Annotated in this window: 13 protein-coding genes and 1 other annotated feature (1 of these 14 cut by a window edge); of the genes, 7 read left to right on the plus strand and 6 right to left on the minus strand. The window is 43.0% G+C overall.

Translation table 11 applies throughout. The features are described from left to right. Positions 1-245: a binding site (T-box leader), on the plus strand; it begins 4 nt to the left of the window's first position. Between the two features lie 45 nt (positions 246-290). Beyond that, positions 291-2,939, plus strand: a complete 2,649-nt coding sequence (locus OKX00_RS08090) for a valine--tRNA ligase (RefSeq protein ID WP_265410054.1) — start codon at positions 291-293, stop codon at positions 2,937-2,939. Positions 2,940-2,958: 19 nt separating this feature from the next. Here OKX00_RS08090 and OKX00_RS08095 read toward each other — a convergent pair whose 3' ends face one another. Both OKX00_RS08095 and OKX00_RS08100 read right to left on the minus strand, forming a co-directional pair. Continuing rightward, positions 2,959-3,834 carry an ATP-grasp domain-containing protein gene (locus tag OKX00_RS08095; RefSeq protein WP_265410055.1) on the minus strand — a complete coding sequence of 292 codons (876 nt, stop codon included), beginning with the start codon at positions 3,832-3,834 and terminating at the stop codon, positions 2,959-2,961. Further along, positions 3,827-4,738 carry an ATP-grasp domain-containing protein gene (locus OKX00_RS08100; RefSeq protein ID WP_265410056.1) on the minus strand — a complete coding sequence of 304 codons (912 nt, stop codon included), beginning with the start codon at positions 4,736-4,738 and terminating at the stop codon, positions 3,827-3,829. Before OKX00_RS08100 ends, OKX00_RS08095 begins: the two co-directional genes overlap by 8 nt. 85 nt (positions 4,739-4,823) lie before the next feature. Between OKX00_RS08100 and OKX00_RS08105 the strand changes: the two genes are divergently transcribed. Together OKX00_RS08105 and OKX00_RS08110 are read left to right on the plus strand one after the other, a co-directional pair. Further along, entirely contained in the window at positions 4,824-6,128 is a 1,305-nt protein-coding gene (locus OKX00_RS08105) for a bifunctional folylpolyglutamate synthase/dihydrofolate synthase (RefSeq protein ID WP_265410057.1), read from the plus strand. A 126-nt stretch (positions 6,129-6,254) separates the two neighbouring features. Then, positions 6,255-7,937, plus strand: a complete 1,683-nt coding sequence (locus OKX00_RS08110; RefSeq protein ID WP_265410058.1) for a sensor domain-containing diguanylate cyclase — start codon at positions 6,255-6,257, stop codon at positions 7,935-7,937. Between the two features lie 32 nt (positions 7,938-7,969). Here OKX00_RS08110 and OKX00_RS08115 read toward each other — a convergent pair whose 3' ends face one another. From OKX00_RS08115 to OKX00_RS08130, 4 genes are read right to left on the minus strand one after another with little or no spacing between them, the layout of a single operon-like run. After that, a complete protein-coding gene (locus tag OKX00_RS08115) occupies positions 7,970-9,595 on the minus strand; it encodes a hypothetical protein (protein ID WP_265410059.1) in 1,626 nt (541 codons plus the stop codon). 31 nt (positions 9,596-9,626) lie between these two features. Further along, positions 9,627-9,764 carry a hypothetical protein gene (locus OKX00_RS08120; RefSeq protein WP_265410060.1) on the minus strand — a complete coding sequence of 46 codons (138 nt, stop codon included), beginning with the start codon at positions 9,762-9,764 and terminating at the stop codon, positions 9,627-9,629. Further along, entirely contained in the window at positions 9,764-10,243 is a 480-nt protein-coding gene (locus OKX00_RS08125; protein WP_265410061.1) for a prepilin-type N-terminal cleavage/methylation domain-containing protein, read from the minus strand. The genes OKX00_RS08120 and OKX00_RS08125 overlap by 1 nt, the downstream gene beginning before the upstream one ends. Next, positions 10,240-10,725: a type IV pilus modification PilV family protein gene (locus OKX00_RS08130; protein ID WP_265410062.1), complete on the minus strand. Its 486-nt coding sequence runs from the start codon at positions 10,723-10,725 to the stop codon at positions 10,240-10,242. Before OKX00_RS08130 ends, OKX00_RS08125 begins: the two co-directional genes overlap by 4 nt. Positions 10,726-10,861: 136 nt before the next feature. Between OKX00_RS08130 and OKX00_RS08135 the strand changes: the two genes are divergently transcribed. From OKX00_RS08135 to OKX00_RS08150, 4 genes are read left to right on the plus strand one after another with little or no spacing between them, the layout of a single operon-like run. Next, entirely contained in the window at positions 10,862-12,058 is a 1,197-nt protein-coding gene (locus OKX00_RS08135; protein ID WP_265410063.1) for a Bax inhibitor 1 family protein, read from the plus strand. A gap of 51 nt (positions 12,059-12,109) precedes the next feature. Then, positions 12,110-12,841 (plus strand): PRC-barrel domain-containing protein, encoded by a 732-nt coding sequence (locus OKX00_RS08140; protein WP_265410064.1) that lies wholly within the window; start codon positions 12,110-12,112, stop codon positions 12,839-12,841. Between the two features lie 16 nt (positions 12,842-12,857). After that, positions 12,858-14,285: a G5 domain-containing protein gene (locus OKX00_RS08145; RefSeq protein WP_265410065.1), complete on the plus strand. Its 1,428-nt coding sequence runs from the start codon at positions 12,858-12,860 to the stop codon at positions 14,283-14,285. Positions 14,286-14,290: 5 nt separating this feature from the next. Then, positions 14,291-15,955 carry a GspE/PulE family protein gene (locus OKX00_RS08150; RefSeq protein ID WP_265410498.1) on the plus strand — a complete coding sequence of 555 codons (1,665 nt, stop codon included), beginning with the start codon at positions 14,291-14,293 and terminating at the stop codon, positions 15,953-15,955.

A 15,955-nucleotide genomic window follows, 5' to 3' on the forward strand; every position in this document is an offset into this window, starting at 1 on the left:
TTGCTTTGAAAGGGAAGAGTACAACGACTGTCCTTAAAGAGAGGGAAATCAGATGGCTGAGAGATTTCCTAAGGAAACAGCGATGGAAGGTCGCCCTGGAGCAGCTTCTTTGAACAAAGGCAGACGGCCTTTCTAGAAGAAGACGGCGAAAAACCGTTATCCGGCAATGAGTGTGCAAAAGGCGTTTATTTCTGCTTTCTGCAAACAAAGGTGGTACCGCGAACAATGCTTCTTTCGTCCTTTGAGACGGAGGGGGCTTTTTTATTTGTATTGAGAAGGAGGAGACGTTCATGTCTACTGAAAAGCAAGAACTTACAATGCCAACGAAATATGATCCGAAGGCAACCGAAGAATCCTGGTATAAATATTGGGTGGACGGCAAATTTTTTGAGGCAACGGGTGATGAATCCAAAACGCCATATACCATTGTCATTCCGCCGCCGAACGTTACCGGCAAACTGCATCTTGGCCATGCATGGGATACAACACTTCAAGATATCCTGAGCCGAGCAAAAAGAATGCAGGGCTATGATGTACTCTGGCTACCTGGAATGGACCATGCCGGAATCGCCACACAAGCTAAAGTTGAAGCAAGACTCCGTGAACAAGGCACTTCCCGCTACGATCTTGGCAGAGAAAAGTTCCTTGAGAAAGCCTGGGAGTGGAAGGAAGAGTATGCTGACTTTATCCGCAATCAATGGTCAAAGCTTGGACTTGGCCTCGATTACTCGCGTGAGCGCTTTACCCTTGATGAAGGTTTGTCTGATGCTGTTCGTGAAGTGTTTGTAACGCTTTACAACAAAGGACTGATTTACCGAGGCGAATACATCATCAACTGGGATCCGCAGACAAAAACAGCTCTTTCTGATATTGAAGTTATCCATCAGGATGTACAGGGTGCGTTCTACCATATGAGATACCCTCTTGCTGACGGATCCGGCCATATTGAAATCGCAACAACAAGGCCGGAAACGATGCTTGGTGATACCGCCATTGCCGTTCATCCGGAAGATGAGCGCTACAAGCATTTGATTGGCAAAAAAGCAATTCTCCCAATTGTCGGGCGCGAGATTGAGATTGTCGGGGACGACTATGTAGATATGGAATTTGGATCAGGTGCTGTAAAAATCACACCTGCTCATGACCCGAATGATTTTGAAATTGGAAACCGCCACAACCTTGAGCGTGTCCTTGTTATGGATGAAGGCGGAAAAATGAATGAAAATGCTGGAAAGTACCAAGGCATGGATCGCTTCGAATGCCGTAAACAAATTGTTCAAGACCTGGAAGATGCAGGAGTTCTTTTCAAGATCGAAGACCACATGCATTCCGTAGGGCACTCTGAGAGAAGTGGAGCAGTAGTTGAGCCTTATCTTTCCACACAATGGTTTGTTAAGATGAAGCCTTTGGCAGAAAAGGCGATCGAGCTTCAAAAAACAGAGGACAAAGTAAACTTTGTACCGGAGCGTTTTGAGAAAACGTATCTTCACTGGATTGAAAACATCCGTGACTGGTGTATTTCAAGACAGCTGTGGTGGGGGCACCGAATTCCTGCCTGGTACCATAAAGAAACAGGCGAAGTATACGTAGGCCACGAGGCGCCGAAAGATGATGAAAACTGGGAGCAGGATACAGATGTATTGGATACATGGTTCTCATCCGCATTATGGCCGTTCTCCACAATGGGGTGGCCGGATGAAGAAGCGATTGATTTCAAGCGTTATTACCCGACCAATGCATTGGTTACCGGCTATGACATCATTTATTTCTGGGTAGCACGCATGATCTTCCAAGGCATGGAGTTTACAGAAAAAAGGCCGTTCAATGATGTATTGATCCACGGACTTGTACGTGATTCCGAAGGCCGTAAGATGAGTAAATCTCTTGGCAATGGTGTTGACCCGATGGATGTTATTGAAAAATACGGAGCGGATGCTCTTCGTTTCTTCCTATCCACAGGCAGCTCACCAGGAAACGATCTTCGTTTTTACTGGGAAAAGGTAGAATCTACTTGGAACTTTGCCAATAAGATTTGGAATGCTTCCCGATTTGCCCTTATGAACATGGACGGAATGAAAGTTGAGGAAATTGATCTTACTGGAGAGCTGAACCTGGCGGATAAATGGATTTTAACCCGTTTCAACGAAACCGCTGAAAATGTAACAAGGCTGATCGATACGTATGAATTTGGAGAAGTTGGCCGTCTCCTTTATAACTTTATCTGGGATGACTTGTGTGACTGGTATATAGAGATGGCGAAACTGCCGCTTTATGGAGAAGATGAAGCAGCAAAGAAAACGACTCGATCTGTATTGGCTTATGTCCTGGATCACACATTGAGACTGCTTCACCCAATCATGCCATTTATTACCGAGGAAATCTGGCAGCATCTTCCTCATGAGGGTGAATCCATCACAGTGGCTCAGTGGCCAGCGAAGCGTGAAGATCTTCATTTCCCGGAAGCCGCCAGAGATATGAATCTCGTAACGGAAATCATCCGTACAGTACGTAACATCCGTTCTGAGATGAACGTTGCACCGAGCAAACCGATCGAGCTTCAGATTAATGCCAAGAGTGAGGAAGTGCTGAACGCGCTTGAGGCAAACCGCAGCTATCTTGAAAAGTTCTGTAACCCAAGCACATTGACACTCGGAACAGATCTATCTGCACCGAATAAATCAATGAGTGCTGTACTTACCGGGGTTGAAATGTATCTGCCGCTTGAAGGATTGATTAATTTAGACGAAGAAATTCAGCGTCTTGAAAAAGAAGTTGAAAAATACAACAAAGAAGTCGAGCGTGTACAGAAGAAACTAAGCAACGAAGGCTTCATGAAGAAAGCGCCTGAAAAAGTAATCGAAGAAGAGCGTGCAAAAGAAAAGGACTATAGTGAAAAACGCGATAAAGTCCGCCAGCGCATTCAAGAACTGAAAGCATAAAAAGAAAGCCTGAAAGTGATCAGTCACTTTCAGGCTCTTTTATTTGTCCGGCGATGTGGGCCATATAGGTCCTAACGATGTTGATGTCTGATGTAGCACTTAACGTGCGGCTGCCCACCACGTCCTCCACTTCATTAAAAATAAAAGAATCGTCTTTATCCAGTAAGAAGTCGATTCCGGTCATTCCCATCTCAAAATGGGACATTACTTTTTGAGCCAATACTTTTTGTTCCTCATTTAGATCGTAGAACTGAGCTTTTCCGCCGAGTGAAAAGTTCGCTCTGAAATCTTCGTCAGAACTTCGAAGGACTGCGCCGACGATCTGATCTCCGACGACAAATACCCGGACATCTCTGCCAGGATGAGCCGCAGGTTTTTGAATCACCCATTCTTGATGGGGATAGGTGGAAACGGCCTCACGCAATTCTTGTTCGTCTGTTACAAGGTGGACCTGTGATCCGCCCCTTCCTGAAGATAACTTTGCAATTAAAGGAAAGTCAAAAGGCAAAGAATCAGGACGATATAAAGAAGGAGAGATGAAAAGGGTGTCCATCATGGGAATACCAGCCTCCGCCAGAAGCTGGTATGTTCTTGCCTTATCATTGGCTACCCTGGAAACAAAAGAAGAGTTAAAGACTTTTACACCCAACTGTTCAAGCTGCTGAGAGAAGAGATGGTGAATCGTACGGACCACAGCAAACGCTGGCAAAGGGTCCTGACGCTTTTCGTAATAAATTGAAAGCTGATTTTTCGTTACACCAAATGCAAATCTTTCGGTGTATCGAAGTTCAAGGTCTAACCCGGCTGCTGCAGCCTCCTCTGTCATCCAGCTTATAAAGGAGGCATTCTTTTCAGCATCTTGTACACTGTAAATCAACCATCCCTTTTTATTCATGTGAGAGTCCTCTTTCTTTTAGATCATTGAGGATGAAATCCATCATATGCAGAGCTACATCAATTCCTGTACATTCATAAATGCTGCGGATATGAGCGTTGGAGTTGATCTCACAGACGAGGGGAGAGCCATCATTGCCAAACAGCAAGTCGACTCCGGCAAAGTCTGTTCCTGTAACTTCCGCACAGGCTGCAGCCAGATCGATTTGTTCTTTGGTCGGTGTATAAGGCTTTGTTTTTCCGCCGAAACTGACATTTGCCCGGAAATCTGTCTCGGATTTTCTCAGCATGGAAGCAACAGCCTTTCCGCCTACGATATTGATGCGTACATCCCGTCCGTAGCTGGACTTAATCATTTCCTGGAATACATATTCGGTGTTTTTTAGAGATTTCATCAGGTCAAGCAGTTCCTGTTCATTTTCTACTAGGTGAACCTGCATACCAAACGATCCGTAGGCTTCTTTAATAACCATCGGAAAGCCGATTTCCCTTGCAATAGCATAATAATGGCTTTCATCATGAAGGTCTCCAAATACTTTTGGTGCTATAATGGTTTTTGGAAAAGGGATTCCGTGGTCTGCGAGGGTTTGGTACATTCTCGACTTGTTATCGCAGATTTCAATGGAATCGGCAGAATTATATACTGGAATACCTAATTTTTCGAGTTGTTTGGCAAGGAATATGTCCTTGTCTCCAAATATCACAAAATCAGGAGAGCTATTTGTATAGCTTCCAGAAATCATAGATTTTCCGTTCTTAAATGTAACGAGCAATTCGTTGTTTTTGATAATTGTTGGTGTAATGCCTTTTTTTTCAGCCGCTTTGGCCGTCCACTCGGCAAAGTCCATGAATTTTTTGGGGTGCAGGTTGCCGTTATAGATGATCCAGCATGATGGTTGAGCCATTGTTGTCCTCCGTCCGTGTTACAAATGCTATACCGTTATTTTATCGTTCCCAAGAAAATATCACAATACGAAAGGGGAAGCGTGGATGTTTACATCTTATGAAGACATCAACCATGAACTGGAACTGACAGATGCAGGAGAGATGAAGATGGGCCTCGAACGCATGAAGGCAATCCTTCAGAAACTCGGTAATCCGGAGAAAACCTTGCGCTGCATCCATGTGGCAGGAACGAATGGGAAGGGTTCTACCATCCAGATGATTCAAGCCATTCTCCGTGAACAAGGATATTCCGTAGGCACATTTACGTCTCCTTTTCTAGTTAACGTCAGAGAACATATTCAGCTCGATGGTAAAAGGATTACAGATAAGGAATTGGAAAGAGTCATAGAGAAGATGAAGCCTTTTGTCAGGGACGTGGAAAACGAAGGATTAGGCAGCCTGTCCGAGTTTGAGGCGGTGACAGTTGCTGCTTATGTTTTTTTCAGCCAACGTACACCGGATTTTTGCCTAGTAGAATCCGGACTTGGAGGACGCACCGATTCAACGAACGTGATCGTGCCTTTGCTTTCTATCATTACCAGCATTGGCTACGACCATATGAATCTTCTTGGCTCAAGCCTTTCAGAGATCGCCCATCATAAAGCGGGGATCATCAAGCCTTCTGTTCCTGTCATTACAGGTGCTGATCAGACTGAGGCTCTGTCTGTAATTGAAAAAACAGCCAAGGACAATCACTCGAAATGCTACAGACTGGGTAAAGAAATGTACACGGAGCGTATAAAGGCGTCAGAAGGGAATGAGATATTTTCCTATAGATCACCTTATTCAAACCGAACACTTATGGAAATTACCATGCCAGGAAAGCACCAAGTCAGCAATGCGGGATTAGCTTTAATGGCTATGGATCTCCTGAAATATGAGAGAGGGTGGGTGATCGATGAGGAATCTATCACCAGTGGAATAAAAAAGGCGAAGTGGGCTGGCCGATTCGAGGTTGTAAACGACCGCCCAAAAATAATTTTGGATGGAGCCCACAATCCCGAGGGCATCCTGGCCTTAACGGAAACGTTAAAAAGCCATTTTCCCGGAAAAGCCATTCATGTGCTGTTTGCTGCATTAAGGGATAAAGACACTGGAAGCATGCTCAAACCGTTGGAGGAGATCAGTTCATCCATGATGTTTACTTCGTTTGAGCATCATCGAGCGGACAGTGCACAATCCTTATATGAAAAAAGTACTATGAAAAAAAAGCAATACGAGGAGGATTTTGAGACCGCTCTTATTAATTTTCTTGAAACAGGTAATGAGCAAGATATCCTGCTAATCACAGGCTCCCTCTACTTTATTGGGGCGTGTAAGAATTTTTTAAAGAAAATAATTGGTAAGTAATTGAAATTTTCCAAACTTTTGTTACAATAAGTAGATAATAGTATTTACCTAGCTGTTTGCAGGGTATAGAACTTTTGGCTCATGAAGGGGGACCGAGGGAACATGGATAAAAAAAGGCGGCTTGTTATGTGGATAGTATGGGTTATATTCTATCCAGCAGCAATTTGGACAGGCTACTCCCTGAATGATTTTCCTGCATCCATTTCTTTTTTTGATATTTCGGTATTAACGGTACTCACCGTGGTCGTTTCACTTTTCCCGATCAGAGTATTAAACTCCAATATTTCGCTTATTACCGGCATCTCGCTAGCGATTTTCCTTTACTATGGATTATTTCTCTCCCTGATCATTACTCAGATTGCGGTATTCTCATTAACTCTTAAGGTATATTTCAGTACGAATGAGCATTATCGGTATTTAACCAATACATTGATGTTTGCCTGGATATCGGTAGGATCCGGCATCATATTTGAGCTGCTCGGGGGGCATACCGGCCCATACGACCTTAACAAAGGATTTTACTTAATACCGATTGCCGGATACATATTGGCACATTTCTTATTGAACCATCTCTTTTTATATGTGGTAAGAACATATGCGTTTGCACAAAAAGTTCGTTTTATTGAAAAAGATCTTTGGGTCGATATTATTTTTGAGATGCTGGTCATTCCTGTCGGCGTACTCCTTTATGTTCTCTATTCGCAGATTGGTACACCGGCCATTTTTTACGTGGGTTTTCCATTTTTAAGCCTGTCCATCATCATCAACTTGTACCATGCGAGCCAGCAAGTCAATGATCTCCTGCAAAAATCCAGTGAGATCGGCCAGCAGCTGTCTGAGCATCTGCAAGTAAATGACATACTGGATGTGTTCATTGATAAGCTGACTTCGTTTATTTTGGTCGATGGTGCTTATATCTTTGATGCAGAGTCCGGAGAATATTTTAAACTCATCCGGAAATACGAGAAAAATGAGGGCATGATCAAACATGATATTAAACTCCTCCGTACAGAAGGGGTGAGCGGAAAAGTTTGGGCAACTGGGAAGAGTATACTCTACTCATCAAAAAAACAATGGAGAGATACTTCTGAGAGCCATTTTAACGGGCACGGAGAATCTATTATTTCCGTTCCGATGATTCGAAGCCAGAAAATTGTTGGTGTCATTACGTTTATGAACCAGAAGAAAAAAACGTTTCAAAAACACCATCTGATGATTATGGAAATTCTGGCCAACTATTTAGCGGTAGCCATCGATAATGCAAAAAATTATGAAACAACAAAGCTCAAAAGCGAGCAATGCCCTTTGACGGGACTCTTTAATTACCGATATTTTGAGAATCTCCTCTCTCAAATGTATGATGAGTTTAATTATTTTCAGCGGGAGTTTTCTGTCATCCTTATGGACATTGACCATTTTAAAAAGGTTAACGATACATATGGACATCAAAGCGGTAACGAAGTGTTAATTCAATTGGCACGCCGTCTCGAACAATACATTGGGGAAAACGGCACAGTGGCAAGATATGGGGGAGAAGAATTCGTCATCATGCTTCCTCATACGAATGAGATGACTTGCTATCGCGTGGCAGAAGAGCTGCGGAGCATTATATCCCTGCATCCGTTTCTCATTAAAGATGATCTAAAAGACAAACGCCATCATCAAATCTACATTACCGCCAGCATCGGTATTTCTACTGCTCCACTTCAGGGCGAAGATCCGCTCACTCTCCTGCGCAATGCAGACCGCGCCATGTACACAGGCGCCAAGCAGCAGGGCAGGAACAAGGTAGCAAGGTATGTAGGGTAGCCAAAAGGCCTTCTCATCGGAGAAGGCCTTTTTTATTTCATATGAGGTTCAGCGATTGCAGGCTCATCAAGATCTGTAATCATCGGTTCGGATTCTTTAAGGTTGGCGTATGTTTCAATGATATCCGGATCGTAATTGATTTTTAACCGTGATAAGTTAATATCACTGGATTTTATGAGAGCTTCTTGGTCATGGTTAGCGTACTTTCCAGCCAGTGCATTCAAAATGATTTTCCTTGCCGACAAGCCTCCATCTATAGAAATGTTTGATCCTACCCCATACATTTCAATATCTCTCTCGGAATAAAAAAATCCTTTTAAGTAGCTTGGGTTATCATCGTATAGACTGTTGTTTTGAATATTAATATCTCCTTTGCTGAAAACAATCAAGGAACCAGGAGGTTTTAAAGATTCATTTAAACCATTTAATGTTGAATACTCAATGGTTGTTTTTCCGGTTACATAGATGAGTGATGCAAACTGTCCATTTACATTATTAATGGTTAAGTCACCGTCAACAAAAATAGGACCTCTGATTTGAATAGTTGGATAAGTATTAGGATTATTTGAAGCACTTTTTGACCCAATCTCTAAATCCCCTCCAATATAAGCTCCATTTGCAAACTCTAATCTGGAGATTTTATTGCTTTGTCCAGTGATCTCGGTATTGCCTGGAAAAGAAAACTGATTGATCGTGTTGTTTCCCTCAAGTATAAATGAATCAAAGTTCGTTCCATTTTTATCGTAGGGATAAATCTTCAAACTCTTATATAAAGTATTTGAATCGTTCATTCTGTTGTTTGGTATAGGAATGGGGGAAACACCTGAATCATTCCAATTATATTTATAACTGTTTCTTTTACCTGCAATTTCTATAATAGGAGGCCGGAAATTACTTTTAACAATCGACGGAACGGAAGAGGTAAAATAATTAGCGGGTGAATTGGTTACATTCTGGTAAAAACTATTTGTAACATCCGGCGTGTTTAAATGGGCTTGATAATAGTTGCTGATACTTCTGTACTCATTCTCATATTTCAATTCTGAAAAGTTAAAATTAAAAAAAGGAGCCGCGTCTGTAAAAGTAAAAAGATTACCTCCTAATGCTATTTTTGATTTTGTTGAAGAATCATTAGGAATAAGCTGTGGTGAGAGCGTATCGTTCCAGTAAGGAACAGTATAAGTTCCATAACGATAATTATAATTGTAAACTGTAGGGCCGCTGTCTTTTACAAATAAATTATTCGCTACATAGAGATCACCTTTTATTTGAGAAGCTCCTTGAAGGTACATATTTCCTTCTCCTGGAAGACAATTCTTTGATAAACAAAACGAACCCAATGCATACTTCAATATCTCGGGAGCATTACCAGTTCCAAAAAATATGGTTCGTTTCAATAGCTTTGTCTGGTTCTTGACGTTAGCTTCCACTTGAATCGTGACACTTTTCCGGTTAGGAGTTGTGCTGCTCGTATCTGTAAACTGTATATCTTTTACTGTATACGTTCCATTTCCGCTTGGATTGATGGTTTTCCCGATAACTTTTCCTTTGACAAAATTAATTACGTTTGTGAAGGTGGCTGGGAACTGGCTGACCAGAATTCCATTTCCTATATCTGTTTTGAGTTTATTGTTAATCTTGGCTGCGGTATAATCCATACCTTTTTCGGCAAGATAGGTGGCTTGAACTTCAGCTTCCCTCGTATTCGTTTTTTTTTGCCCCGTTTATCGTCGTGCTGATTAACGTCAATCCTATTATGGCGAACACTGCAGAGATTAATAGTACAAGAGTTAATGTTGATCCTTTTTCATCTAAACGGAACCTCACTAGTTTCCGCCTCCCCCCAGCAGGCTGATCTGACTGTTCAATGCCAATGGCTTCGCTTTATCTGATTTTGTGCTTTTTATTTTCATTTTGATCTTTATCGTATTAGCCGTCGTATCCAGCTCAAGCATCGAACCGCTGAGATCAAAATCTGAATTGTTGAGCGCAGTGGAATTAAGGACAGCGTTCGAGCCGTCGAAGCCGAATTTTTGTTCGGTCTGTTTCCCTTTGTCCAGAATGATGACATTATTTTTATCGGTTGAAAGTAAAGCGTCTTTAGCCGGGTAGACGGCGTTCATAAATTGGGTCATGATGACATCGGCTTCATCACGAATCAGGGTTTCTGTATATGTTTTTTTGTAGCTGTTCATGCCGTTTAAAAAAATAAAATAAGCGACGGCTGATATGATGAGCATGATCGACAGGCTAAGCAATAGCTCCACAAGGGTTAAACCGCCTTCATTTTTTATTCTTTTTATCATGGAGTTGAAGTCCCTTTCCATTTGGTATTCAAATAATTGCCCTCAACAGTAACAAAGCGGTCCCTGCCGTCGTTATAGTCAACTCTTGCTGTAAACGGAACGAGTTTTTCATTCCATTCGTCCGTCTGACCGTTTGTAATCAAAAGCTTTACGGTATAGTTCGTGTTATTGATCAAGTGCTTATAGAAACCAGAGCATTGATCCTGAGTTAAAAGACTCGTTTGAACACAAGTATCATAGTTCATGTTAGCAGCTTGTTGAACGGCAGGTGTAAGTGCTGTCACATCCTTAGGCGGAGACGCTTCGACGGCCTCAACAATTTGTCTGGCAAGGTTAACTGCCACCAATTTCTTGTTGTTTTGTTCGGAATAGGCGTTGGCCTGCAAGAAAAAACGGGAAACAGCAGCCGCTAGAATGATAAGAATTGTAAATGAAATAAGTACTTCTACTAATGTAAAACCGGATTCGGCTGTCTTCTTCAAAAAAAATCCCCCCGCAAAGGTTCTTTCCAATTAATAGTTTTTATTATACAATTTGTTTACAGAAATTTGATATATTTTGTAATAAAAGAAAGAATTTTATCAAATGGTTGAATTTTACAGAGGGGAATGGAGGCAATTGGTTCTTTATTTTATAGCAATAATTGGCGCGATACTTGTTACAGCCTTGCTTTATTTTGGACCGGGCTTCATACCGAAGAAAAATAAATTATTGCTGGCTGTGACCGCAATCCTACTCTCGTTCATTGGATTGATTGCTGCAGGTTACCTGCCGTTTTGGCATACAGCAGGTCTCATGGCGGGACTCTCATTCATTGCCGCCTACATAACGGAGAAAAAACTGGGAGCCATACCTGCCGATCCATCTGGATGGGAAGCAATTCCGTTAACAGCGGAGCCGGCCGGATTAACACAAAACGATAGTTTACTAGGGCCCGAGAGCCGCAGTATTCAAGTGGTTCATCATGTGGACACTGCTGAACAACAGTCTCTATTACCAGTGGAGAGTGAAGTTGAACAAGAGCTTGAAGTATTTCAGGACTTGCCGAACCAACTTGAGAACGTGGAAATTCCGGAACTGGAGGAGATCGCTGTTCCTGTTGAACCTGAAACCATTCTGGAAGAAGCAGAAAATACGGATGAATTTGATTTCCTCGTAAAAGGACGAAAGACAAAGCCAGTTTTGGAGGAAGAGACGCAGCCTGAGGAACATTCTGCTGAGATTTCTCACGGACGCGAGCAGCTGCTGGGAGAATTGGAAGAGCTAGGAGAGTTGTCTGAAGTACAGGTATCAGAAATTGAAGACCAGGCATCTGCTGAGGAAAAAACAACAGACATCGCTCAGCCAGAGGATTTGGAAGAGACTGAAGTTCAAGCTGCAAGTGAGCTTGAAGATAAGCTTGAAGATTTGGAAGACTTGAACCAACTTGATGTGTTGACTGAACAAGATTCAGAGGATTCTGAGGAGAATGAGGCAGAGGCCGTATTGCCAGATGTTATGGAAGAAAAAAAGGCAGATCTGTCACCAGACATTCTTGAATTTATGATCGAACAGGTGAGCTGGGTGAGGGAACATAGAGAGAGAGCAGAATTCGAAAGCGTGCTGAAAACGGTTTTGCAGCAGCAGCTTTCACCTAAAGATTATTATATCTTTTCCGGTTTACTGAGGGATTTTTATATTCAGGAAAAGGAAAATCTCAAGCTTGCATCATTGTTATCAGAGTTGGAAGAACGCTATTCGGAGTATGGTGTGATAAAAAATGAAATAGAGTACTATTTTACTACTTACCTAATTCCGGAAGATATAGTACAATAATTTGGTGTTGCATGATAATATTACCATTTTAGATAGAATTGAGTGATGAGTGTGAAGAAGAGCAACCAATTTGTCGGCTTGCCGATTATTAGCATCAATGAAGGAGCAGAAATCGGAACAGTGAAGTCCCTGGTAATCAACGCACAGCAGGGGAGCGTTGACTTTTTAACTGTAGAACATGAGGACTGGCAGATCAGTGTAAGGGCGGTTCCGTTTAAAAAGATCGTGGGTGTCGGTGAATTTGCTGTAACCATCGAAGACCGCAATTCTATTTTCGATTTAACAGAGATACCGATTGCCAACGAACTCGTACAGAAAAAAATCAGTATTTCGGGAGCTAGAGTCATTGACCGCAAAGGGCAGCTGCTTGGTGAAGTCGGTGAATTTTATATTAACGAAGATAACGGATCGATCCTTGGTCTGACGATCGGTATGAATGATAAAGAAGCAGTCTTGAAATCGGAATTTGTGGTAACCTTTGGACGTGATTTAATCGTGGTGAAGGAAGAAAGCCAGTTGCATTTTTTAAATGAACCAGAACAGCTAATCGAGCCTGAACAGACTTTAGAAGAATTGACACTCGATCGATTCGCGAACGAAGATCCGCTAAAAGAAAAACAGTTAGAACTGTTAAATGGTAAGCGTGCTTCCAAAGACATTTATTCAAAAACAGGGAATTTAATTATCCCAAGCGGAACACTGCTTAGCAGAGAAGATATTGTAAAAGCTCGTGAGGAAGGCCCTTCCGTCATGGTTGAGCTATCCATGAACGTGGCTTACTAAAAAAGGGGGAGGGACTTTGGCGCAACCAGAATTTAAGAACACACGGTTTCTAATGATTTTTGGTTTTCTTTGCCTTTCCTCCTTTTTTATTTTTGGCGTTTCTCTCTACGGCTCAAACTTATACAATAAATCATTCGGAGAAGAAATAAAAAATAAGGGGGTCCAAGTAGGGCCGGTTTCTTTGGAAAATAAAACAAACGCAGATGCAGTAGGGTTACTTGATAAGAAGGTTGCTGATTGGAAAAAGAGTTCAAGCATCCTTTTGGCTTATAACGAAAAACAAGTTATTCTCCCTGCTGGAGCCGTGGCTTTTCGGATCTCCGAAAGCCTGAACCAGGCGAAAGAAGGTGACAATCCTCTTCTCGTTGATGTAAAGCAGGAAAAAGTGACAGCCTCTTTAAAAAAGTTTAAAGATAAAGGTCTGGAAAAATCATTGAATATGGATTTGCTTCTTCACCAAATAAGAGAGACGGCATCCATCCTTGCTTCCGGCCAGACTGTACTTAAACTTGGAGACTTTTATGCTGAACAAAATTTTGAACCAGTTAAAGTAAGCACAGCTAAAGTGCCATTGGAATATGAATATTTTTTATTGGAAGACTGGGTCAAAGCACTCAACGGCTATCAAATTGAACCGGGTGCTATCTTTTCTTTGCGTGAAGTCATGGAGAAAAAGGGCCTTCAGCCGAAAGATTCTGATGATCTGGCTCTTCTTGCAAGCTCAATTTATTCGGTGGTAGCTAAGTCCAATTTTGGAATGATTGAAAGGAATACTTCTAGGGAGCTTCCTGGTTTTATTAAACTGGGCTTTGAAGCAGCAGTTGATCCGGATGAGCAGGATCTCGTATTCCAAAATCCGAATCCGGGTTCTTATACCCTTGACATGAGCTATAAAAAGAAAACGGTTAAAGTCTCTCTTGTCGGAGCTCCATTTCCGTTTAAATATAAAACAGCGGTTAAGAAAACAGTATATGGTCCAAGGACAATCGTTCAATATAACAAAGATATGGACCCTGGCGCTATCGAGCTTTTACAGGCAGGAGAGAAGGGGATTTTGGCTGCGGTTTTCAGAGTATCTTATGATGGGGCAGGCAAAGTCGTTGAAAAAACAAAGCTTTCAGAGGACTTCTATCCTCCGGTTCCTAGGATGGAAAAACGTGGGTTTCCGATAGAAACGCCAACTGACGGTACATCTCCTGCCGATCCGGGAACGACGGATCCAGGCAGTTCAACAGATCCCGGAACATCAACAGATCCCGGAGCATCAACGGACCCGGGGCCTTCAACACCTGCTGTTCCAGGGACTCCCGGAACCCTAACGTATCCGCCGATACCCGAAACACCCTCTGGTGATATCGCAAGAAAAAGATTGAATGATTCAAACACACAGTCTGCGGCTGGCCAGAATAACGTTCAGTCGGATAAAGGAGATAAACAGGAGTGAGCGGAATGATAAGCCAGCGAAAAAGACTTGGTGACATTTTGGTTGATGCCGGACTCCTTTCGGAAGAGCAGTTGATGCAGACGTTAAAGGAGAAAATAAAATCACAAAAGCTCGGCGATGCGCTTATCGAGAGAGGCTACATCACAGAGCAGCAGCTGATCGAAGTGCTTGAATTTCAGCTCGGCATCCCGCATATCAGCCTTTTCCGCTATCCCATCGAGGAACCGATCGTATCGATTGTGCCAGGCGACGTGGCCAAGAGGTACCAGCTCATTCCTCTAAAAAAAGAAGGAGACAAACTGCTCGTCGCGATGGCTGATCCGATGGATTTTACAGCGATCGATGACCTGCGTCTGTCGACAGGATTTCAGATTGAGCGTGCCATTGCAACGAAAGACGATATCTTAAAGGCGCATAACAAGTTTTATAACATGGATGAATCGATGAGCGAGCTAATGGACCTGCTTCCGCAAGGTTCAGTTTTGAGCGATGAGAGCCGCATCATGGAAGAAGATTCGCCGATCGTAAAGCTCGTTAACCAGATCATCCTGCAGGCGGTGCTTCAAAAGGCGTCAGACATCCATTTTGATCCGCAGGAAACGAAATTAGCTGTGCGCTACAGGCTCGACGGTATGCTGAAAACAGACCGGAATCTGCCGAAACACATGCAGAACATGCTGACTGCCAGAATTAAAATCATGGCTAACTTGAACATTACCGAAAGCCGGCTTCCTCAGGACGGCAGGATAAAAATGAATGCGGAAATGCATCCGGTAGATCTGCGTGTCTCCACGCTTCCGACCATATATGGAGAAAAAATCGTTCTTCGCATCCTGGATCTGGGAAGCTCTCTGAACAATTTGGATAACCTCGGCTTCAACAAGCTGAACTATCAAAGGTTTACGCAGCTGATAGAGCAGCCTAACGGCATCGTATTGATCACAGGTCCGACGGGTTCCGGAAAGTCATCCACGCTGTATGCCGCGCTTAATCGTCTGAACGATGAAGAGTCTAACATTGTTACGGTTGAAGACCCGGTAGAATACCAGCTCGAGGGCATCAACCAGATTCAAGTAAACAGCAATGTCGGACTGACATTTGCCAACGGTCTGAGAGCGATCCTGAGGCAGGATCCCGATGTTGTCATGGTCGGTGAGATTCGGGATACGGAAACAGCAGAAATCGCCGTGCGGGCTTCCTTAACAGGACACCTTGTATTAAGTACGATTCATACGAACGATTCGATCGGCACGATTGCCCGATTAACGGATATGGGCGTTGAGCCGTTCCTCGTGGCCGCTTCTCTTTCCGGAATCGTCGCACAGCGCCTCGTCCGCAGAGTCTGCCGGGACTGCCAGAAGCAATATAAAGCGACAGAACGTGAAAAAGAAATCTTTTCCAAGAGGGGCATGAAAATCGAGGTTGTAACTCGCGGCAAAGGATGCGGAACATGCAACATGACAGGCTACAAAGGGCGCCTTGCTATTCACGAGATCTTAGTCGTGGACGAGCATATCCGGCAGCTTATCATGAATAACCGTCCGATGCTTGAAGTCCGTGAATATGCCTTAAAGAGCGGCACTATCTTTTTGATCGATGACGGGCTGCTTAAAGTGAAAAAAGGACTAACAACTACTGAAGAGATCCTGCGGGTAGCCACGAGTGAGTAG

The organism is Fictibacillus sp. KU28468 (assembly GCF_026153615.1).
Taxonomy (GTDB): domain Bacteria; phylum Bacillota; class Bacilli; order Bacillales; family Fictibacillaceae; genus Fictibacillus_C; species Fictibacillus_C marinisediminis.

What these genes read in the sequence shown, in the direction of transcription:
- OKX00_RS08090 (WP_265410054.1), top strand. Translation starts at nt 291, where the DNA reads ATGTCTACTGAAAAGCAAGAACTTACAATGCCAACGAAATATGATCCG.
- OKX00_RS08095 (WP_265410055.1), bottom strand. Translation starts at nt 3,834, where the DNA reads ATGAATAAAAAGGGATGGTTGATTTACAGTGTACAAGATGCTGAAAAG.
- OKX00_RS08100 (WP_265410056.1), bottom strand. Translation starts at nt 4,738, where the DNA reads ATGGCTCAACCATCATGCTGGATCATCTATAACGGCAACCTGCACCCC.
- OKX00_RS08105 (WP_265410057.1), top strand. Translation starts at nt 4,824, where the DNA reads ATGTTTACATCTTATGAAGACATCAACCATGAACTGGAACTGACAGAT.
- OKX00_RS08110 (WP_265410058.1), top strand. Translation starts at nt 6,255, where the DNA reads ATGTGGATAGTATGGGTTATATTCTATCCAGCAGCAATTTGGACAGGC.
- OKX00_RS08115 (WP_265410059.1), bottom strand. Translation starts at nt 9,595, where the DNA reads ATGGATTATACCGCAGCCAAGATTAACAATAAACTCAAAACAGATATA.
- OKX00_RS08125 (WP_265410061.1), bottom strand. Translation starts at nt 10,243, where the DNA reads ATGATAAAAAGAATAAAAAATGAAGGCGGTTTAACCCTTGTGGAGCTA.
- OKX00_RS08150 (WP_265410498.1), top strand. Translation starts at nt 14,291, where the DNA reads ATGATAAGCCAGCGAAAAAGACTTGGTGACATTTTGGTTGATGCCGGA.